Origin of the sequence: Rhodococcus sp. DMF-1 (genome assembly GCF_021441945.1) — a bacterium.
GTDB classification, from domain to species: Bacteria; Actinomycetota; Actinomycetes; order Mycobacteriales; family Mycobacteriaceae; genus Rhodococcus; species Rhodococcus ruber.
The window spans coordinates 2,913,804-2,932,951 of the sequence record NZ_CP090442.1 but is presented as its reverse complement, the minus strand read 5'-3'; the positions used below and the strand labels follow the sequence as shown (position 1 = coordinate 2,932,951).

The 19,148-nt window shown below is 71.8% G+C and carries 21 protein-coding genes; 19 read left to right on the top strand and 2 right to left on the bottom strand.

Annotated features, from left to right (window positions below; translation table 11 throughout):
• The first annotated feature begins 20 nt into the window (after positions 1-20).
• The 7 genes from LZP97_RS13315 to LZP97_RS13285 all read left to right on the top strand — a co-directional run bounded on the left by LZP97_RS13315 (position 21) and on the right by LZP97_RS13285 (position 5,445).
• Positions 21-746 carry a MerR family transcriptional regulator gene (locus LZP97_RS13315; protein ID WP_017680055.1) on the top strand — a complete coding sequence of 242 codons (726 nt, stop codon included), beginning with the start codon at positions 21-23 and terminating at the stop codon, positions 744-746.
• Positions 743-1,597, top strand: coding sequence for a thioesterase family protein (locus LZP97_RS13310; protein WP_017680054.1), 855 nt, complete (start codon positions 743-745; stop codon positions 1,595-1,597). The genes LZP97_RS13315 and LZP97_RS13310 overlap by 4 nt, the downstream gene beginning before the upstream one ends.
• A 49-nt stretch (positions 1,598-1,646) precedes the next feature.
• The gene (gene proC / locus LZP97_RS13305; protein ID WP_026137606.1) at positions 1,647-2,465 is read left to right on the top strand and encodes a pyrroline-5-carboxylate reductase; all 819 of its coding nucleotides are present in this window, start codon (positions 1,647-1,649) and stop codon (positions 2,463-2,465) included.
• 121 nt (positions 2,466-2,586) lie between these two features.
• A complete protein-coding gene (locus LZP97_RS13300; protein WP_003937551.1) occupies positions 2,587-2,823 on the top strand; it encodes a helix-turn-helix domain-containing protein in 237 nt (78 codons plus the stop codon).
• Between the two features lie 202 nt (positions 2,824-3,025).
• Positions 3,026-3,127 carry a 30S ribosomal protein bS22 gene (locus LZP97_RS13295; RefSeq protein WP_003402602.1) on the top strand — a complete coding sequence of 34 codons (102 nt, stop codon included), beginning with the start codon at positions 3,026-3,028 and terminating at the stop codon, positions 3,125-3,127.
• 234 nt (positions 3,128-3,361) lie between these two features.
• Positions 3,362-4,432, top strand: a complete 1,071-nt coding sequence (locus tag LZP97_RS13290) for an NAD-dependent epimerase/dehydratase family protein (protein WP_017680052.1) — start codon at positions 3,362-3,364, stop codon at positions 4,430-4,432.
• Entirely contained in the window at positions 4,429-5,445 is a 1,017-nt protein-coding gene (locus LZP97_RS13285) for a lysophospholipid acyltransferase family protein (RefSeq protein WP_040270916.1), read from the top strand. Before LZP97_RS13290 ends, LZP97_RS13285 begins: the two co-directional genes overlap by 4 nt.
• A 9-nt stretch (positions 5,446-5,454) precedes the next feature.
• Here LZP97_RS13285 and LZP97_RS13280 read toward each other — a convergent pair whose 3' ends face one another.
• Entirely contained in the window at positions 5,455-6,471 is a 1,017-nt protein-coding gene (locus LZP97_RS13280) for an HAD family hydrolase (RefSeq protein ID WP_026137603.1), read from the bottom strand.
• Between the two features lie 185 nt (positions 6,472-6,656).
• On the opposite strand from LZP97_RS13280, the gene LZP97_RS13275 reads away from it, so the two are divergent.
• The 10 genes from LZP97_RS13275 (at position 6,657) to LZP97_RS13230 (ending at position 15,974) form a co-directional block, all read left to right on the top strand.
• Positions 6,657-6,947, top strand: coding sequence for a glutaredoxin family protein (locus LZP97_RS13275; protein WP_010592079.1), 291 nt, complete (start codon positions 6,657-6,659; stop codon positions 6,945-6,947).
• Positions 6,948-7,107: 160 nt separating this feature from the next.
• Positions 7,108-8,100: a redox-sensing transcriptional repressor Rex gene (locus LZP97_RS13270; RefSeq protein WP_234574678.1), complete on the top strand. Its 993-nt coding sequence runs from the start codon at positions 7,108-7,110 to the stop codon at positions 8,098-8,100.
• Positions 8,097-9,551 (top strand): glutamyl-tRNA reductase, encoded by a 1,455-nt coding sequence (locus tag LZP97_RS13265; RefSeq protein ID WP_010592077.1) that lies wholly within the window; start codon positions 8,097-8,099, stop codon positions 9,549-9,551. The genes LZP97_RS13270 and LZP97_RS13265 overlap by 4 nt, the downstream gene beginning before the upstream one ends.
• Complete coding sequence (gene hemC / locus LZP97_RS13260; protein ID WP_010592076.1) at positions 9,548-10,561, top strand: hydroxymethylbilane synthase; 1,014 nt, start codon at positions 9,548-9,550, stop codon at positions 10,559-10,561. Before LZP97_RS13265 ends, hemC begins: the two co-directional genes overlap by 4 nt.
• A gap of 63 nt (positions 10,562-10,624) precedes the next feature.
• Positions 10,625-12,190 carry a uroporphyrinogen-III synthase gene (locus tag LZP97_RS13255; protein WP_017680048.1) on the top strand — a complete coding sequence of 522 codons (1,566 nt, stop codon included), beginning with the start codon at positions 10,625-10,627 and terminating at the stop codon, positions 12,188-12,190.
• Between the two features lie 71 nt (positions 12,191-12,261).
• On the top strand, positions 12,262-13,239 hold the full coding sequence (hemB, locus tag LZP97_RS13250) for a porphobilinogen synthase (RefSeq protein WP_010592074.1): 978 nt from the start codon (positions 12,262-12,264) through the stop codon (positions 13,237-13,239).
• On the top strand, positions 13,236-13,799 hold the full coding sequence (locus LZP97_RS13245; RefSeq protein ID WP_010592073.1) for a hypothetical protein: 564 nt from the start codon (positions 13,236-13,238) through the stop codon (positions 13,797-13,799). The genes hemB and LZP97_RS13245 overlap by 4 nt, the downstream gene beginning before the upstream one ends.
• A 204-nt stretch (positions 13,800-14,003) precedes the next feature.
• Positions 14,004-14,489 (top strand): DUF3093 family protein, encoded by a 486-nt coding sequence (locus tag LZP97_RS13240; RefSeq protein WP_010592072.1) that lies wholly within the window; start codon positions 14,004-14,006, stop codon positions 14,487-14,489.
• Between the two features lie 25 nt (positions 14,490-14,514).
• Positions 14,515-14,799, top strand: coding sequence for a metal-sensitive transcriptional regulator (locus LZP97_RS13235; protein ID WP_003937563.1), 285 nt, complete (start codon positions 14,515-14,517; stop codon positions 14,797-14,799).
• A gap of 20 nt (positions 14,800-14,819) precedes the next feature.
• Positions 14,820-15,974, top strand: coding sequence for a PQQ-dependent sugar dehydrogenase (locus LZP97_RS13230; protein ID WP_040270922.1), 1,155 nt, complete (start codon positions 14,820-14,822; stop codon positions 15,972-15,974).
• Here LZP97_RS13230 and soxR read toward each other — a convergent pair.
• Positions 15,971-16,426, bottom strand: a complete 456-nt coding sequence (soxR, locus tag LZP97_RS13225) for a redox-sensitive transcriptional activator SoxR (protein WP_040270924.1) — start codon at positions 16,424-16,426, stop codon at positions 15,971-15,973. The genes LZP97_RS13230 and soxR overlap by 4 nt on opposite strands.
• Positions 16,427-16,484: 58 nt before the next feature.
• On the opposite strand from soxR, the gene LZP97_RS13220 reads away from it, so the two are divergent.
• Positions 16,485-17,927, top strand: a complete 1,443-nt coding sequence (locus LZP97_RS13220) for an MFS transporter (protein ID WP_040270926.1) — start codon at positions 16,485-16,487, stop codon at positions 17,925-17,927.
• A gap of 71 nt (positions 17,928-17,998) precedes the next feature.
• On the top strand, positions 17,999-19,141 hold the full coding sequence (locus tag LZP97_RS13215; RefSeq protein WP_040270929.1) for a PQQ-dependent sugar dehydrogenase: 1,143 nt from the start codon (positions 17,999-18,001) through the stop codon (positions 19,139-19,141).
• Positions 19,142-19,148 lie beyond the last annotated feature (7 nt).

The window sequence follows — 19,148 nt, the reverse complement described above, 5'->3', positions numbered from 1 at the left end:
ACTGTCAAGGGGAGGTGGCAATGCGGATCTCGGAACTGGTGGACCGGACCGGCGTCCCGCTGGCGACCGTGAAGTACTACCTGCGCGAGGGGCTGCTGATGCCGGGCGAGGCGACCAGCGCCACCCAGGCCCGGTACGACGGGCGGCACGTGCGGCGCCTCGCGCTGATCCGTGCGCTCGCCGCCCAGGGGCTGCCGCTGCCGCGCATCCGCGAGATCGTCCGCCTCCTCGACGGCACCGACGAGTCGCTGTTCGTCGCCCTCGGCCGGGCCATCGCGGCGCTGCCGCCCTACCCGCCGGGCGACGGCGAGTCCGTACCCCACGACTATCCGCGCGCCCGGCACGTCCTCGAACGGCTCGGTCAGCTCTACGACCCCCGGTTCGCCGCCGTCGCACAGCTCGAGCGGGCCCTCGCCGCCCTCGACTCCGCCGGCCTGACGATGAGCGACGAGCGCATCGACGTCTACGGACGGCACGTGCTCGGCATCGCCGAGATCGACATCGACCTGCTGCCCACCCGCTCCCGGGAGGCGACGGTCGAGGCGGCGGTCCTCGGCACCGCCCTGTACGAACCCGTCCTCACCGCGATGCGCCGTCTCGCACACCAGCACCTTGCCGCCCGTCGCCTCACCGAGTCCGGCCCGCCCGTCCCCGATTCACCGGACGGACCCGTCCCCGATTCACCGGACGGACCCGTCCCCGATTCACCGGACGGACCCGTCCCCGATTCACAGGAGCAGCAATGACCGACACCGTGCCCGATCCCGGCAACCACCCCTTCCGCGACCTGACGACGCTCGACGCCGCCGGCGACGACCGTTGGCTCGCGCACATCGCCCCGGTCTGGACGATCGGCCCCAAGGTCCACGGGGGCTGCATGCTCGCGGTGTGCGCCGCGGCGGCCCGGTCGGCGGCGCAGGCGGCGGGAGCCGATCCGGCGGTGCAACCTCTTGCGGTCAGCGCCGGGTTCGTTGCCGCCCCCGACCCGGGCGACGTCCAGCTGACCACCATCGTCCGCAAGCTCGGGAAGCAGGTCGGGCTCGTCGACGTGGAGCTCTCGCAGGGCGATCGGGTCGCGGTCCGTGCCTCGGTGACGCTCGGTCGGCCCGACACCGGCGAGCCGCGATACACCACTGCCCATCCGGTGGCCGAACTGTCGGTGCAGCCGCCCGCGGACGCGCCGCTGATCGGCCCCGGCCACCCGATGGCCCAGGTGGTGAACCTGTGCGGGGGCGCCGACCTCGTGGTGGACGAGACCAGTGCCCGTTTCCTCGCGGGAGAGCAGGGTGAACCGGTGGTGCGGATGTGGGCGCGGCCGTGGCCGGGGGACGAGGCCGACGTCGACACCGCCGCGCTGTTCGCGCTCATGGCCGGGGACATCTCGGCTCCGGTCACCATGAACCGGGGCCTGTTCGGCTGGGCGCCGACCGTGCAGCTCACCGCGTACCTGCGGCGACTGCCGGCGCCCGGCTGGCTGCGGATCATGGCCGACAGCACGGTCCTGGGCAACGCCTGGTTCGAGGAGGACCACACCGTCGTCGATGCCACCGGCGCCGTCGTCGTGCAGAGCCGTCAGCTCGCCATGGTCCCGCGCTGATCGTCGGGGCGATGCGGGCCCCGGCAGCGGCCGTGGCAGGCTGTTGCCCATGACGAGAATTGCGGTGATCGGCGGCGGCAGGATCGGTGAGGCGCTGGTCTCGGGGCTGCTGCAGAGTGGATTCGCGACCAAGGATCTGGTGGTCGTCGAGAAGTTCCCGGCGCGGAGCGAGGAGCTCACCGCCGAGTACTCGATCCGGGTCACCGACTCGATCGCCGACGCGGCCGAAGGTGCGGACGTGCTGGTGATCGCGGTCAAGCCGGGCGACGTCGACGTCGTGCTCGCCGATCTGGGCAAGGCAGACCTCGACAGCGAACGCGAGAAGCTGCTGATGTCGCTGGTCGCCGGCGTGCCCACGTCCCGGTACGAGAACCGGCTGCCGGCCGGATCGCCGGTTGTGCGCGTCATGCCCAACACCCCGATGCTGGTGGGGGAGGGCGCGAGCGTGATCGCCGCCGGCCGGCACGTCAAGCCCGACCACCTGGCGCTGGCACGTGAGGTCCTGGAGTCGGTGGGGACCGTGACGGTGGTTCCCGAGTCCCAGATCGACGCGGTGACCGCTGTGTCCGGTTCCGGTCCGGCGTATTTCTTCCTCGTCGCCGAGGCGATGATCGACGCGGGCGTCGCCCTGGGACTGACGCGGGCGACGACGACCGAGCTCGTGGTGCAGACGATGACCGGCTCGGCGGCCATGCTCGCCCGGTCGGGGGAGAACGCCGCCGACCTGCGCGCGGCGGTGACATCGCCGGGTGGAACCACCGCGGCGGCGATCCGGGAACTCGAGCGCGGCGGCGTGCGGACGGCGTTCTACGAGGCCCTCGCGGCCGCCCGGGACCGCTCTGCGGCACTCGGTTCGTCCGCCGATTGAGGAAATTGGTCGTCCGCATCGTCGCACGGGAACCATTGGTCACGCTAAGCTCGATTGAGCACGTGCGTGTCTGTTCCGCCGGAGGGGAAGCCGGCGGCGCGGGACGTGCCGGAGGTGTGTAATGGTATCTGGAAGCAAACCGTCGAAGGGTCAACCCGAGGACGGTCAGTCGGTTCTCTCCGGCACCCAGTTCCTCACCGTCGCCGAAGTGGCGGCGCTGATGCGGGTGTCGAAGATGACCGTGTACAGGCTGGTGCACAGCGGGGAACTGCCCGCCGTGCGAGTGGGACGTTCGTTCCGGGTGCACGCCAAGGCCGTGCACGATTACCTGGAAACGTCCTACTTCGACGTCGGCTGAGCGGTCGACGGCCGCAATCGGAGCCCGGAGCGGACCTCGGTTTCACTACTCGAAACCCGCCCCGGTACGATTGCTTGTCGTCGTACCGGCCACCCGGTGTCGTGAGGCGCTGAGCTCGTCACCACGCGGCCCAGCGTCGACTACAGGCGTACGTCACCGGCGTGCGCGCAGGAACGCTAGAGAGAACGTGAGGGAAACCCAGATGGGTTCTGTGATCAAGAAGCGCCGCAAGCGCATGTCGAAGAAGAAGCACCGTAAGCTGCTCCGCCGCACCCGAGTGCAGCGTCGTAAACTCGGCAAGTAGATCGATTCCCCGATGCCCGTCACCCGTGTGGTGGCGGGCATCGAGCGTCTGTGCCGACGGCCCGTCACGAGGTCGTCCGCGGAACGCCCGATCCGGGTGGTATGCGGAGTCCGGGTGGCTGAGGACGAACGTCCCGCCTCCGGGTCTTTCCAGTGATCGGTTACGCCGGTGTAATGCTTTGTTGCGAGAGTCACCGTATCGTGAGAGACCGGAGTGACAGCAGGGGGTGAGTGGGTGAGTTCGGAGATCGACGGCATCGACCCGCCGAGGGTGGCTCTGGTCACCGGCGCGAGCCGATTCCTCGGCGGGTACCTGGTCACCCGTCTGGCCCAGCACCCGGACGTCGAACGCGTCATCGCGGTCGACACCCAGTCGCCCACCAAGGACATGCTGCGGCGCATGGGCCGCGCCGAGTTCGTGCTCGCCGACATCCGCAACCCCCTCATCGGCAAGGTCATCCGGAACATGGACGTCGACACCGTCGTCCACACGTCCACCCTCACCAAGGCGCCGAAGTCCGGCAGTCGCGCCGCCATGAAGGACATGAACGTCCTCGGCGCGATGCAGTTGTTCGCCGTGTGCCAGAAGACCCCGTCCGTGCGACGCGTCGTGCTGCGCTCGTCGTCGGTGGTGTACGGATCGAGCGCGAAGGACCCCGCGAAGTTCACCGAGGAGATGAGCGCGCGCCGCCGTCCGACCGGCGCCTTCGCCCGCGACATGATCGAGGTCGAGGGCTACCTGCGCGGGATGGCACGCCGGCGGCCGGACATCGCGGCGACGATCCTGCGCCTGGCCCCGACGGTGGGCAACCACCTGCCCGGCTCCGTCTCGCGATACCTCACCTCCCCGATCGTGCCCACCATTCTCGGCCGCGATGCCCGGTTGCAGTTGCTGCACGAGGAGGATGCGCTCTCGGCGCTCGAGCGAGCCACCGTCGCCGGCCAGTCCGGGACCTACAACGTCGCCGGGGACGGCATCGTGATGATGTCGCAGGCCGTGCGGCGGGCCGGCGGACTGACCGTGCCGATGCCCTACGGCTTGTTCCGCACCGTCGGGCAGGCGCTGATGGGGCCGGTGATGAAGTCGTTCAACAAGGAAGAACTCGACTACTTCCACTTCGGGCGCGGGCTGGACACCACGCGGATGCGCACCGAACTCGGCTTCGAGCCGAGGTGGACCACGAGGCAGGCCCTCGACGACTACGCTCGCAGCGTCGGGCTGCGGCAGGTCGTCAGGACGGAATGGGTCGATCGAACCGAGTCGATCCTGCTCTCGGCGCTCGGAGAGCGAATGGAGGCGCGATGACAGAAGTGGCCAAGGTGATTCCACTCCACGGGGGAGCGGGGTCGGCACGACGGGCGGGTGCACGCCCGGGCGCCGGTTCCGGTCACCCGTCGACGTACGGCTCCCCGATCCCACCCGAACCGCCCGCGGCGCCGGTGCAGGAGACGGCGGCGGACGGGTTCCTCGACGACCTGCGGCACAAACTGGTCGGGCAGATCACCGGCACCGCCGAGTTCCTGCGGCGACGGATCACCGGCGACTACGAGGTGGACGACTTCGGCTTCGACCCGCATTTCACCGACAACGTCCTGCTGCCGGCGCTGCGGCCGCTGTTCGAGAAGTGGTTCCGTGTCGAAGTGCGGGGCATCGAGAACATCCCGGCCGACGGGCGCGCGCTGATCGTCGCCAACCATGCCGGCACCTTGCCCGTGGACGCATTGATGACCTCCGTCGCGGTGCACGACCTCGCCCACCGTCCCCTGCGCATGCTCGCCGCCGACCTCGCCTTCGGTATGCCGGTCGTCGGCAGCGTCACCCGCAAGGCGGGGCACACCCTCGCGTGCCATCCGGACGCCGAGCGGCTCCTGCGCGAGGATCAGGTGGTCGCGGTGTTCCCCGAGGGGTACAAGGGTCTCGGCAAGCCGTTCAGCGAACGCTACAAGCTGCAGCGGTTCGGGCGCGGGGGCTTCGTCTCGGCTGCGCTCCAGACGAAGGCACCGATCGTGCCCTGCTCGATCGTGGGTTCGGAGGAGATCTACCCGAAGATCGCCGACCTGACGTCCATCGCCCGGCTCCTCGGTCTTCCGTACTTCCCGATCACCCCGTTGTTCCCGGCCCTAGGCCCGCTGGGCATCGTGCCGCTGCCCTCGAAGTGGTACATCGAGTTCGGTAGTCCGATCGCCACCGACGTCTACGACGATGCCGCGGTGGAGGATCCGATGGTGTTGTTCGAGGTGACCGACCACGTGCGGGAGACCATCCAGCAGACGCTGTACCGGTTGCTCACCAAACGGCGCAACGTATTCCTCGGCTGAGTCCGGCCGTCACGCCGCGGAGTCGCGGCGACGGCCGAGAGCGGCGGCGAGCGCGCCCCCCGCGGCACCGAGAGCCAGCGCCGTCGGAACGCCGATGCGCGCCGCCTTGCGGGCCGTGCGGAAATCCCGGATCTCCCACCCCCGGGTCTTCGCGAGTTCCCGCAGGTCGGCGTCGGGGTTGACGGCGACCGGCGTGCCGACGAGCGAGAGCATGGGTACGTCGTTGTGGCTGTCGGAGTACGCCGTGCAGCGCTTGAGGTTCAGTCCCTCGCGGATCGCCAGGGCCCGCACCGCGTGGGCCTTGCCCAGGCCGTGCAGGATGTCGCCGACGAGACGGCCGGTGAACACGCCGTCCTGCGACTCGGCGACGGTGCCGAGGGCGCCGGTCAGACCGAGGCGCTCGGCGATGACATTCGCCAGTTCGACCGGGGTGGCGGTCACCAGCCACACCTGCTGCCCGGCGTCGAGGTGCATCTGCGCCAGCGCGCGAGTGCCGGGCCAGATCTTGTCCGCGATGATCTCGTCGTAGATCTCCTCGCCGAGGCGGGCCAGCTCCGCCGTGGACCGGCCGGCGACGAACGACAGCGCCTTCTCGCGGCCGCTGGCGACGTCGTCCGAGTTCTCCTTGCCGGTGACCCGGAACTTGACCTGCTGCCAGGCGAACTCGGCCAGGTCGGACTTGGTGAAGTAGTCGCGGGCGGCGAGTCCGCGCGCGAAGTGGATGATCGACGCGCCCTGCACCATCGTGTTGTCGACGTCGAAGAACGCGGCCGCGGTCAGATCCTGCGGAACGGGAGTCGTCGAGATGCCGACGGGCTCGGCTTCGGTGCGGGCCTCCTGCAGGGCGAGCGCGGCATCGGCACTCGCCTGTCCGGCGAGGTTCGCGCGGACCTCGGCCTCGCTGGGGCCGAACTTGCTCCACAGCCGGCGCCGGCCCGGCCGGATCAGACCGGCCAGGGTCTCGCTGACGCGACCGGCCAGGTTCTCGCCGAATCCCCAGCCGTGTGGCACTGGACGTTCCGGCACCTGCACCTCCCTGTTGCGCGACGGCCGTGCCGTCGAGTGCTGCCGGCCGGGTTTGCCGGCGGCCGGCCGTCGTGTGTGGCAGACCGCCTCAGCCTAGCCCGCGCCGTGCCCCGCTCCGCGCGTTGCCGCATGTGGACCGGGGGTGTGACATTCGTCTCGGCGGGGTATGGCGCACAGTTGACCTCATGAGCGAACACCTGTCCGGGCCCGCCGCCACACCCGGCGCCCGCCACGAGATCACTCTCCTCGTCCGAGCCGGCTGCGGCGCCTGCGCTCCCGCGCTGGCGCTGCTCGAGCAGCTGTGCGACGAGTTCGGCGCGGGCCTGACGTGCATCGATGTCGATCGGGCTGCCTCGACGGATCCCGACCTGCGCGCCGAATTCGGCGATCGTCTGCCGGTGGTGCTGCTCGACAGCCGGGAGCACAGTTACTGGGAGGTCGACGAGGCACGATTGCGGGCCGATCTGGCCGGTTGAACACCGTCGGGCGGAACCGTGGTGCAGGTGAGAAGCACATTCGGGGCCGTTCGAGCAACTTTGTGCAGGGCTTCACAAGCGGTTACCGTGGTGTGAACGAATCCCCCGGATCACCGTGAGGACCGACGTGTACCCGTCGGCCGGACGAGGAGCCACGAACGTGACAGAGCTGCACCCCCCGCAGGGCGATGCCGCCCGCGGCGGCGTCGCCGAAGTCGACGGGGGTGCGTCTCCCGGTGTCCCCGTGCGGGACATCCCCCAGGCTACTGTGACGCGTCTCGCGACGTACCTGCGGGTCCTCGGAATGCTCGCCGACGAGGGCACGCTCATCGTCTCGAGCGAGGAACTCGCCACCGCATCCGGGGTCGGTTCCGCGAAACTCCGCAAGGATCTGTCCTTCCTCGGCCCCAACGGGGTGCGTGGCGTCGGGTACGACGTGCTGCGCCTGCAGGCCCGCATCGAGAACGCGCTCGGCCTCGACCGGGGACACCGCGTGGTCCTCGTCGGCGTCGGCAATCTCGGTCGCGCACTGGCCGGCTACGCAGGGTTCGACCGCCGCGGCTTCACGATGGCCGGACTGTTCGACGCCGACCCGGCGCGGGTGGGCACCCGGGTGGGCAACCTGACCATCCGGCACGTCGACGGGCTCGAAGCGGCCGCCCGCGAACTCGCCGCCACGATCGGCGTGATCGCGACCCCGGACGACGCTGCTCAGGGCGTATGCGACCTGCTGGTGCGGTCCGGCGTCCGGTCCGTGCTGAGCTTCGCCGCGGCACCGCTCGAGGTACCCGACCATGTCGAGGTCCGGCGGGTCGATCTGTCCGTGGAAATGCAGGTCCTCTCGTTTCACAGCGCCCGCAACGACACGCCGGTGGACGGCGGTCGCGCCGGTCTGCCCGACATCCGCCGGGTCGCGTCGGGCGAAGCACGACGGGCCGCGACCGGCGCGTCCCGGCTCACCGCCCAGAGAGCGAGCGCGACCGGGCGCACCGCGCCGGGCGCGACCGGGCGCACCGCGCCGGGCGCGACCGGGCGCACCGCGCCGGGCGCGACCGGGCGTACCGCGCCGGGCGCGACCGGATTCACCGCATCAGGAACGCCGAGCCCAGTGGCCTCGGCAGCGACAAGAAACGGATCGGTGATTGCGCCGTGAGTGTTCTCCTCGTCGGGGTCTCGCACAGGACCGCGCCCGTCTCGGTGCTCGAAAAGGTGGCCGTCACCGACACCGACCGACCCAAGCTCACCGACAAGATGATGGCCTCCGGCCACATCTCGGAGGCGATGATCGTCTCCACCTGCAACCGGGTGGAGATCTACGCGGTGGTCGACGCGTTCCACGGCGCGCTGGCCGACGTGAGCGAGCTCATGGCCGAGCACTCGGGTCTGACCCTCGTGGATCTGCACAAGCACGCGTACGTGCGCTACAGCGAGGCGGCCGCCGAGCACCTGTTCGCCGTGGCCAGCGGCCTGGACTCGATGGTGGTCGGTGAGCAGCAGATCCTCGGCCAGATCCGTACCGCCTACGCGAGTGCCGACGCTCAGCAGGCTGCCGGCCGGGCCCTGCACGAGCTGGCTCAGCAGGCGCTGCGCGTGGGCAAGCGAGTGCACACCGAGACCGGCATCGACGCGGCGGGTGCGTCCGTGGTGTCGGTGGCGCTGGACAAGGCGGCGACCGTGCTCGACGGTCTGGCCGGCCGCACCGCCGCCGTGATCGGTGCGGGCGCGATGGGCGGGCTCGCCGTCGCGCACCTCACCCGCGCCGGGATCGCGCGCATCGTGGTGGTCAACCGGACCCGGGAGCGCGCCGAGCGGCTCGCCGAGACCGCCCGCGGCAACGGCATCGAGGCCGACGTGCTGCCGTTCGACCGGCTCGCGGCCGCGTTGTCGCAGGCCGATGTGGCCGTCACCTGCACGGGTGCGGTCGGTACGGTCGTCACTCTCGCCGACGCACACCGGGCCCTCGCCCAGCCCGAGCGCGGCACCCGTCCGCTGGTGATCTGCGATCTCGGCCTGCCGCGCGACGTGGAGCCGGCCGTCTCGGGTCTGCCCGGCGTCACCGTCTTCGACATGGAGTCGCTGCAGCGCGATCCCGCGGCCGGCGCCGCCGCCTCCGATACGGACGCCGCGCGTTCGATCGTGGCCGCCGAACTCGCCGACTATCTCGCCTCCCAGCGTCTGGCCGAGGTCACCCCCACCGTCACCGCGCTGCGTCAGCGCGCCGCCGAGGTCGTCGAGGGCGAACTGCTGCGGCTCGAGTCCCGGTTGCCGGGACTCGACGACGGCCAGCGCGGGGAGGTGGCCCGCACGGTGCGCCGCGTCGTCGACAAGCTGCTGCACGCGCCGACGGTGCGGGTCAAGCAGCTGGCGTCCACCCCGGGCGGCGACCAGTACGCCGAGGCGCTGCGCGAGCTGTTCGAATTGCGGCCGGGTGCCGCCGAGGCCGTCGCCACCCCGGTGGCGAAGGAACTCGGTGCTCTTCCCGACGTGACCGGCGCGACCGACCTGTCGGCCGCGCTGGATCCGGCCGTCACCACGGAGCTGCGGTCGCCCCGGAAGCAGTCGCCCGGAGCACTGGGAGCTTCTCGAGAGGAAAGGCAGGCATGAGCGCCGAGGTCGCATCGGACACCCGGATCGAAGCCGGAACCGGCAGCCGCACGCTGCGGATCGGAACGCGCGGCAGCCTGCTGGCGACGACGCAGGCGGGCACCGTCCGGGATGCGCTGATCGCCGCCGGCCATCCCGCCGAACTGGTCGTCATCACCACCAAGGGTGACGTCACCGCGGGCCCGGTCGAGCGGATCGGCGTCGGCGTCTTCACCGCCGAGCTGCGTGAGGCGCTGCTCGCCGGCGACGTCGACCTGGCCGTGCATTCGTACAAGGACCTTCCGACCGCGCAGGATCCGCGACTGGTGATCGCCGCCGTGCCGCCGCGTGAGGATCCGCGTGACGCGCTCGTCGCCCGCGACGGGCTGGTCCTCGGCGAGCTGCCGCCGGGCTCGCGGGTGGGCACCTCCGCGCCGCGGCGGCGTGCCCAGCTCGCCGCCATGGGTCTGGGCCTCGACATCCGGCCGCTGCGCGGGAACATCGACACCCGGCTCGGGAAGGTCGCGTCCGGCGAACTGGACGCCATCGTCATTGCGCGCGCGGGACTTTCGCGTATCGGCCGCCTCGACCGGATCACCGAGTCCCTCGAACCGGTGCAGATGCTGCCGGCGCCCTCCCAGGGTGCTCTCGCGGTCGAATGCCGCGCGGAGGACACCGCACTGATCGAGATCCTCGCCGGTCTCGACGACCGCGCCAGCCGCGCGGCGGTCGTCGCCGAACGGGCGCTGCTCGCGGAGCTCGAGGCCGGCTGCACCGCCCCCGTCGGGGCCGTTGCCGAGGTCGTCGAATCCCTCGACGACGACGGCCGCGTGATCGAGGAACTGTCCGTGCGCGGCTGCGCCGCCGCCCTCGACGGCTCGGATGTGCTGCGCGCGAGCGCCGTCGGCGCCACCGCCCGCGCGGAGGAACTGGGCCGGGCGGTGGCTCGCGAGTTGCTCGATCTCGGTGCGCGTGAGCTGATGACCAGCCGGGGGGACGACGCGCCGGAACAGGGCACGGCCGATGTTTGACGCCGTCCGCCCGCACCCCAGGTTTCCCTTTACCGCAGATTCGACCGCACTGGAGAATGACCGATGAGCCGAGTCCGTAAGCACAATCCCGGACGGATCCTGTTCGTGGGAGCTGGGCCGGGCGACCCGGCTCTGCTGACCGTGCGCGCCCGCGACGTGCTCGCGGGCGCGACGATCGCCTTCACCGACCCCGACGTCGACAGGGGGGTGGTGGCGCTCGTCGGCACCACCGCCGGCCGGGACGCGGAGACCGGGGAGCCCGTCGCCGAGGTGCGTCCCGCGCTGGGCGAGCCCACCGAGGTCGCCAAGACCCTCGTCGCGGAGGCGAAGAACGGCCACGATGTCGTGCGCCTCGTCGCCGGCGACCCGCTGACCACCGACTCGGTGATCGCCGAGGTCAACGCCGTCGCCCGCACCCACGTGGTGTTCGAGGTCCTGCCGGGCCTGACCCCCGGCTCCGCCGTGCCGAGCTACGCCGGCATGGCGCTGGGCTCGTGCCACACCGAGGTCGACGTGCGCGGCGAGGTGGACTGGGCGGCGCTCGCCGCCGCGCCCGGCCCGCTGGTGCTGCACGCCACGTCCGGTCATCTCGCGGAGACTGCGAGCGCCCTCGTCGAGCACGGGCTCGCGCCGCAGACCCCGGCGGCGATCACCGTCCGTGGCACGACCCGGCAGCAGCGCACCGTCGAAGCCACCCTCGCCACGCTCAACGACGCCGGTTCCGAGCTCGTCGGTCCGCTCGTCGTCACCGTCGGCAAGATCGTCTCGCAGCGCGGCAAACTCTCGTGGTGGGAGTCCCGCGCCCTGTACGGGTGGACGGTGCTGGTGCCGCGCACCAAGGAGCAGGCCGGGGAGATGAGCGAGCGGCTCGTCACGCACGGAGCGATCCCGATCGAGGTGCCGACCATCGCGGTGGAGCCGCCCCGCAGTCCGGCCCAGATGGAGCGGGCCGTCAAGGGACTCGTGGACGGCCGCTACCAGTGGGTGGTGTTCACCTCCACGAACGCGGTGCGCGCGGTGTGGGAGAAGTTCGAGGCGTTCGGCCTCGACGCTCGCGCCTTCTCGGGTGTGAAGATCGCGTGTGTCGGGCAGGCGACCGCGGACAAGGTGCGCTCGTTCGGGATCACCCCCGAGCTGGTGCCCTCGGGCGAACAGTCCAGCGAGGGGCTGCTGGCCGAATTCGCCCCGTACGACGACGTTTTCGATCCGGTCAACCGAGTGCTGCTGCCGCGCGCCGACATCGCCACCGAGACCCTCGCGGAGGGCCTGCGCGAGCGGGGCTGGGAGATCGACGACGTGACTGCCTACCGCACGGTGCGGGCGGCACCGCCGCCGGCCGAGACCCGCGAGATGATCAAGACCGGTGGGTTCGACGCGGTGTGCTTCACCTCGTCGTCGACGGTCCGCAACCTCGTGGGTATCGCGGGTAAGCCGCACGCGCGCACCATCGTCGCGTGCATCGGGCCGAAGACCGCGGAGACCGCGATCGAGTTCGGGCTGCGGGTGGACGTGCAGCCGGAGACCGCGCAGATCGGTCCCCTGGTGGAGGCGCTCGCCGAGCACGCCGCCCGGCTGCGGGCCGAGGGCGCATTGCCGCCGCCCCGCAAGAAGTCCCGCGCCCGCCGCTGACCCCCGTGCGCGGTTCCGGTAGCCCCCGCTACCGGAACCGCGCACGGCTTGCCCGGAAGGTGAGTCCGCCGATGTATCCCGATGTCCGTCCCCGCAGGCTGCGCACCACCCCGGCCATGCGCCGGCTGGTTGCCGAAACCTCCCTCGAGCCGCGGCATCTGGTGCTGCCGATGTTCGTCGCCGACGGCCTCGACGCGCCGCGAGAGATCCCGTCGATGCCCGGTGTGTACCAGCACACCCCCGATTCGCTGCCCGCCGCGGCGACCGCGGCGGTCGAAGCCGGTGTGGGTGGGCTGATGCTCTTCGGCGTGCCGCGAGCCGAGGACAAGGACGCCCGCGGCTCGGGCGGCACCGACCCCGACGGCGTGCTCAACCGTGCGCTGCGGGACCTGCGCGCCGAACTCGGCGATGCGACGGTCCTGATGGCCGACACGTGCCTCGACGAGTTCACCGACCATGGTCACTGCGGCGTCCTGGGCGCCTCGGGTGCGGTGGACAACGACGCCACCCTCGAGCGGTACGCGGAGATGGCCGTCGCGCAGGCCGAGGCCGGCGCGCACCTGCTCGGTCCGAGCGGGATGATGGACGGTCAGGTCGCGTCCATCCGCGCGGCGCTCGACGCCGCGGGGCATCAGGACGTGGGGCAGATCGCGTATTCCGCGAAGTACGCCTCCGCGTTCTACGGGCCGTTCCGGGACGCGGTGGGGTCCTCGCTCGAGGGCGACCGGCGCACCTACCAGCAGGATCCGGCGAACCGCCGGGAGGCGCTGCGCGAGGTCGATCTCGATCTCGCCGAGGGCGCCGACCTGGTGATGGTCAAACCCGCGATGTCGTACCTCGACGTGCTGCGCGAGGTCGCCGACCGCTCGGACGTGCCCGTCGCGGCGTATCAGATCTCGGGCGAGTACGCGATGATCACCGCTGCCGCGCAGAACGGCTGGATCGACCGGGACACGGCGATCCTGGAGTCGCTGACGAGCATCCGCCGCGCCGGTGCCGACATCGTGCTCACGTACTGGGCGGCCGAGGTCGCGGGCCGGCTCTCGTGAGCACGCCCGAACCGTCGCAGTGGCCCGGGCCGCCGGACACCCCGCCCGGGCCGGCACCGGCGCAGCGGCGCCCCACTCCCGTGGACGTCGAGACCGCGTTCCAGTTGTGGTGCGCGGTCGCGGTCCTGGGGTTGGTGTACCTCGGCGCGAGTGTGCTGCTGATGTGGGAGCGCCGGGACGAGTTCGTCGACCAGATGACGGCGGAACTGGCCCGGCAGACGCCACCGGTGGACATGCCGCGCGAGACGGTGGAATCGTTGCTGCCGTTGGGATTCGGCATCACCGCCGTCCTGGGGCTCGTGTTCACCGGCCTGTTCCTGCTCGTGGCCTTCGCGATGCGGCGCGGCCGGAACTGGGCGCGCATGCTGCTCACGATGATCGGTGTCTTCCTGACCGTCACGGCGATTCCGACGGTGTTCGGCGTGGGTGCGCTGGGCGGCGGTGCCGGCCTCGTGATCGGTCTGGTGAGCATCCTGCAGGGGGTGTGTTCGGTCGGGGCGATCGTGCTCATGCACCGCCGCGAGCCGAATCTGTACTTCCTCCGGTTGCCCCCGAGCTGACCCGACGAGCGCGCGGAGTACGGTGTCTGACGACCCACGGCCCGCGCGGTCGTTTCCGACGAGCGAAGAGGACTTTCATGCAGGTGGAGCCCCGGCCCTACGGTCGTCGTCGTGAGCTGGTCCTGATCGGCCTCATCGCCGTCCTGGGCGTGGTGACGCTGGTGCTGGTCGTCGTTCCGGGCATGCTCAGCGCCTGATCACGACGTGAACGAGTCGGCCGAGCCCCGCTTCCACGAGCCCGGTGGCCGTTGGCGCACCGTGGCGTTCGGGCCGGTGCTGTGCCTCGTCGCGCTCGTCGTCGAACTGGCGACCGGGCCGGTGGTGCACTGGGTCGCACTGCCGGTGATCGCTCTGGTGCTCAGCGGCTTCGCGTACGTGATGGTCGTCGCGGCCCGGCGGCACGTGAGCGTGGAGCTGACCGCGAAGACGCTGCGCCTCGGGACCGAGGAACTGCCGCTCGAGGAGATCGAGGCGGTGCTGTCCGCGGCCGATCCCCGGGCCCGGGATCCCGAGCGGTGGGAGACCGCCCGGCCGTTGGGGGAGCTGGCGAACGTGCCGCGGGGCCGGACGGCCGTCGGCCTGCGGTTGCGGGGTGGCGCCCTGGTGCGGGCGTGGGCCCGGGACCACGAACGGCTGCGGTCCGAACTCGAGGCGGTGCTGGCCGAGCGCGCCGATCCGCCCTTGCTCTAATACCCCCTAGGGGTACGATACGAGTATGGCCGGATACACCCCGCACCAGGAGGACCTGCTCAAGCGCCTGCGCCGCATCGAGGGGCAGGTCGCGGGCATCGCCCGGATGATCGAGGACGACCGCTACTGCATCGACGTCCTGACCCAGGTCTCCGCCGTCACCAAGGCCCTGCAGACGGTCTCGCTCAAGCTGCTCGACGCGCACCTGGCCGGCTGCGTCGTCGACGCCGCCCGGCAGGGCGGACCCGAGGCCGACGCGAAGATCCAGGAGGCCTCGGACGCCATAGCGCGCCTCGTCCTCAAACCCTGACCACCGAGGAGCCGATCGGCATGCGGATCGCCCACGGACTGTGCGCTGCGGCGCTGGCCTGCGCGCTGACCGCGTGCGCGTCGGAGGAGCCCGCGCGGACGGTGCTCTCGGGCGCACCCACCGCGGTCCCCGACGCGGGAACCCCGCCGCGGGTCACCGTCACCACCGTCGTCGACGGTCTCGACCATCCGTGGGACGTGGTGCAGGCCCCCGACGGGACGTTGCTGACCGGTGAACGCTCGGGCCGGTTCGTCGTCCGCCGGCCCGACGGGCGCGTCGAGGAGCTGCGCGCCGACCTGTCGGACCTGTACGCGGTGGGGGAGACCGGCCTCATGGGCGTCGCGCTCGCCGTCGACTTCGGGGTCAGCCGCACCGTCTACACGTGCCAGGGACACCGCGACCCCGACGACGTCCGCGTCTACGCCTGGACCGTCGATCCCGGCTGGACCACCATGACGCGGCAGCGCACCGTCGTGGAGGGGCTGCCCGTCGCGCGCGGCGGCCGCCACGCCGGCTGCCGCATCCTCGCGCACCCGGACGGCACCCTGTACATCGGCACGGGCGACGCCACCCGCCCGACGGCGCCGCAGGATCCCGGCAGCCTCGGCGGCAAGGTGCTGCACCTGAACCCCGACGGGTCGCCGGCCCCCGGCAACCCCGACCCGGGCAGCGTGGTGTTCACCCTCGGCCACCGCAACGTGCAGGGGCTGGCGCTGCAGCCCGGCACCGGGCGGCTCTACGCGGTCGAGCAGGGCAGCAGCCGCGACGACGAGGTCAACCTGCTCGTGCCGGGCGGCAATTACGGCTGGCGACCCGACCGGGAACCGGGAATGTACGACGAGTCGGTGCCGATGACCGATCCCGAGCGCGTCCCCGGCGCGATCCCGGCGGTGTGGAGTTCCGGGTCGCCCACCATCGCCACCCCCGCGCTGGCGTTCGCGGCCGGACCGGGGTGGGGCCCGTGGTCCGGCGCGCTCGTCGTCAGCAGCCAGCAGGACGAGAAGCTGCTGCTGCTGCGCCTGTCCGAGGACGGCCGCAGCGTGACCGAATCGACCGACCTGCTCGAGGGGGAGTACGGGCGCCTGCGGTCGCTCACCCCACTGCCCGACGGCTCGCTCCTCGTCACCACCGACAACGGCTCCGACGACAGGGTGCTGCAGGTCGCCCCCGTCTAACGTGCCCCTGGGTCGACGCGCCGCGCGCCCGCGCCGTCCTCGCCCAGCCGATCGCCCGGATTGAACAGTGTGCACGCCTGCAGCGACAGGCAGCCGCAGCCGATGCACCCCGCCAGTTCGCGCTGCATCCGGTCGATCGCCTGCTTGCGCTCCTCGAGTCGCTCGTGCCACGCCCGTGAGATGCGCATCCAGTCCCGTCGGGTCGGGGGCCGTTCGGCCGGCAGCGCCGAGAACACCTCGGCCACCTCGGCAAGCGGAATGCCGAACCGGGTCGCCAACTGGATGATCGAGATGCGCCGGATCGTGTGCCGGGGGAAGCGGCGCGTGCCGCCTGCGGTGCGGTGTGCGGTCACGAGTCCCAGCGACTCGTAGTAGCGAATCGCAGACACGGCGGCTCCGGTGCGCCGGGAGACTTCACCGATCGCCAGCAGTTCTTTGCTCGTGCGGCTCATCACGACTCCGTTCCCCGCGCTTGATCTCGAGTGCACTTGAGACTCTACAGTCACCGTCATGCACGGATCCACGACTCGCGCCGGCGCCTGGTCGGAGCTTCTCGGACGCGAATACCTCGGTACAGCAGCGGTTCTCGCTGGCGGAGTTGCCCTCTACGCCACCAACGTGTACCTCACCACGAGCCTGCTGCCGACCGCGGTCGAGGAGATCGGCGGCCACGCCTACTACGCGTGGACGGCGACGGTGTTCCTGCTCGCGTCGGTGATCTCCTCGACGGCCGTGGCCCGGACCCTCGCCGTCCGCGGACCCCGGGGCGCCTACCTCATGGGGCTCGGGTCTTTCGCGGCCGGCACCCTCGTGTGCGCGCTCGCACCGTCCATGGAGGCGCTGCTGGCGGGCCGGGCGGTCCAGGGGCTCGGTGGCGGCCTGCTCGCCGGACTCGGCTACGCAGTACTGAACAGTGCTCTGCCGGAACGTCTCTGGAGCCGCGCCGCGGCGCTCGTATCGGCGATGTGGGGTGTGGGGACCTTCGCGGGACCCGCCGTCGGCGGCGTGTTCGCCCAGTTCCACGCCTGGCGATGGGCGTTCGGCGCGTTACTGGTCTGCACGCTCGCGGTCGCAGCCGCGGTGCCGTTCGCCCTGCCGGCGCACGCCCGCGGATCGCGCGCTGCCGGCAGGATTCCACTCGTTTCGCTGGCCCTGCTCACCGCCGCGGCCCTGGCGGTCAGCGTGGCCGCCGTCGTGACCGGCGGTGCGCCCACGATCGCCCTGCTCGCGGTCGCGTCCGCCGCCATGGTCGCGTTCGTCGCCGTCGACCGCCGCAGCCCGCACGGCATCCTGCCGGCGGCGACGTTCACCACCGCCCGGCTGCGCTGGGTGTACCTGACGATCGCGGTGCTGGCGGTCGTCTCGACCGCCGAGACGTTCGTCCCGTTGTTCGGGCAGCGCCTCGCCGGCCTCGCGCCGCTGGCCGCCGGCTTCCTCGGCGCCGCCCTCGCGGTGGGGTGGACGCTCGGCGAGATCCCGAGCGCCTCGGCGTCCGCGCCCCGAACCGTGCGCCGCATCGTGGTGAGTGCTCCGGTGCTCGTCGGCCTCGGTCTCGCGCTCATGGCGGCCGCCGTGCGTGACGAGGCCGGACCGGCTGCGGTCACGGTGTGGGTCACGGGACTGGTCGTCGCGGGCGCGGGCATCGGCATCGCGTGGCCGCACCTCGCGGTCGGCGCGATGAACGCCGTCGCCGACCCGCGCGACAGCGGCAAGGCGTCCGCTGCGATCAACACCGTCCAGTTGATCGCGAACGCGTTCGGCGCAGCACTGGCCGGAGTCCTCGTCAACGCGGGACAACCGTCCGACGTGCGTTCGGCGCGGCTGCTGCTGTTCGGGTTCGCCGCCGTGGCGGTGCTCGGCGTGCTCGCCGCGCGCCGCGCGGTTCCGGCGCGCGCGCACCGGCTCCGGTCGGTCCCCGCGGACGCCTCCGCAGCGGAACCCGAACGAATCTGACGCCGCCGCGCGTGTCGTCGCCGTCCGGCGCATCGTCTTCCGTAGCATCGCCGGGATCCGACGACGAGGAGATGCGCGTGCGAATCTCGGGGAGATGTGCGGCGGCGATCGCAGTCGGCGTGCTCGCGGCCGGGACGCCGAGCGCCCACGCGGCGCCACCCGAGGCGGGCGCGCTGCCCGAGCTGACCGTGACGCCGCTGATGGAGGGGCTGAGCAAGCCCTGGGACGTCGTCGCCGCTCCGGACGGGACGATCCTGACCGGGGAACGGCGGGGCCGCTTCGTGGTCCGGGATCCGGACGGTGGGGTCCGGGAGGTGCGCGCCGACCTGTCCGACCTGTACGCCGAGGGCGAGACCGGCCTGATGGGTCTGGCGCTGGCTCCGGATTTCGGGACGAGCCGGACCCTCTACAGCTGTCAGGCCCACCGCGGCCCCGACGGCACCGACATCCGCGTGCAGTCCTGGACGGTCGATCCCGGATGGACGGAACTGACCCGCGGCGCCACGGTGCTCGCCGGCATCCCGGTCGGGCAGGGCGGCCGGCACGGCGGGTGCCGGCTGCTCGCCCGTCCCGACGGGTCGCTGTTCGTCGGGACGGGCGACACTGCCCACCCCCAGGTGCCTCAGGACCGGAACAGCCTGGGCGGCAAGGTGCTCCACATCGATCCCGACGGCACCCCGGCGGCGGGAAACCCCGACCCGGGCAGCCCCGTGTTCACTCTCGGGCACCGCAACGTGCAGGGACTGGCGCTGCGTCCCGGGAGCGGCGAGCTCTATGCCGTCGAGCAGGGCACCGTCCGCGACGACGAGGTGAATCTCCTGCAGCCCGGCGGCAACTACGGGTACCGCCCCGACCGCTTCCCGTTCGTCTACGACGAGTCGGTGCCCATGACCGATCCGGCCCGCGTGCCGGGAGCGATCGGGGCCGTGTGGAGTTCCGGTGCCCCCACCCTCGCGACTCCCGGCGGCACGTTCGTCTCCGGCGCCGGCTGGCAGGGCTGGGACGGCGCGCTGGTGATCACGAGCCAGCAGCAGGAGAAACTGCTGTTCCTCGAACTCACCGCCGACGGCCGGTCGGTGGACGAGACCGCGACGGCGCTCGAGGGGCGGTTCGGCCGGCTGCGGTCGGTGACCGCACGACCCGACGGGGCGCTGCTCGTCACGACGGACAACGGCCGCGACGACCGGGTCCTGCTGGTGGAACCCGCCGACTGAGAGGCCG

Coding starts and splice junctions, on each gene's coding strand:
- LZP97_RS13315 (WP_017680055.1), top strand. CDS start 21: ATGCGGATCTCGGAACTGGTGGACCGGACCGGCGTCCCGCTGGCGACC.
- LZP97_RS13310 (WP_017680054.1), top strand. CDS start 743: ATGACCGACACCGTGCCCGATCCCGGCAACCACCCCTTCCGCGACCTG.
- proC (WP_026137606.1), top strand. CDS start 1,647: ATGACGAGAATTGCGGTGATCGGCGGCGGCAGGATCGGTGAGGCGCTG.
- LZP97_RS13300 (WP_003937551.1), top strand. CDS start 2,587: ATGGTATCTGGAAGCAAACCGTCGAAGGGTCAACCCGAGGACGGTCAG.
- LZP97_RS13295 (WP_003402602.1), top strand. CDS start 3,026: ATGGGTTCTGTGATCAAGAAGCGCCGCAAGCGCATGTCGAAGAAGAAG.
- LZP97_RS13285 (WP_040270916.1), top strand. CDS start 4,429: ATGACAGAAGTGGCCAAGGTGATTCCACTCCACGGGGGAGCGGGGTCG.
- LZP97_RS13275 (WP_010592079.1), top strand. CDS start 6,657: ATGAGCGAACACCTGTCCGGGCCCGCCGCCACACCCGGCGCCCGCCAC.
- hemC (WP_010592076.1), top strand. CDS start 9,548: ATGAGCGCCGAGGTCGCATCGGACACCCGGATCGAAGCCGGAACCGGC.
- LZP97_RS13255 (WP_017680048.1), top strand. CDS start 10,625: ATGAGCCGAGTCCGTAAGCACAATCCCGGACGGATCCTGTTCGTGGGA.
- hemB (WP_010592074.1), top strand. CDS start 12,262: ATGTATCCCGATGTCCGTCCCCGCAGGCTGCGCACCACCCCGGCCATG.
- LZP97_RS13235 (WP_003937563.1), top strand. CDS start 14,515: ATGGCCGGATACACCCCGCACCAGGAGGACCTGCTCAAGCGCCTGCGC.
- LZP97_RS13230 (WP_040270922.1), top strand. CDS start 14,820: ATGCGGATCGCCCACGGACTGTGCGCTGCGGCGCTGGCCTGCGCGCTG.
- soxR (WP_040270924.1), bottom strand. CDS start 16,426: ATGAGCCGCACGAGCAAAGAACTGCTGGCGATCGGTGAAGTCTCCCGG.
- LZP97_RS13220 (WP_040270926.1), top strand. CDS start 16,485: ATGCACGGATCCACGACTCGCGCCGGCGCCTGGTCGGAGCTTCTCGGA.
- LZP97_RS13215 (WP_040270929.1), top strand. CDS start 17,999: ATGCGCGTGCGAATCTCGGGGAGATGTGCGGCGGCGATCGCAGTCGGC.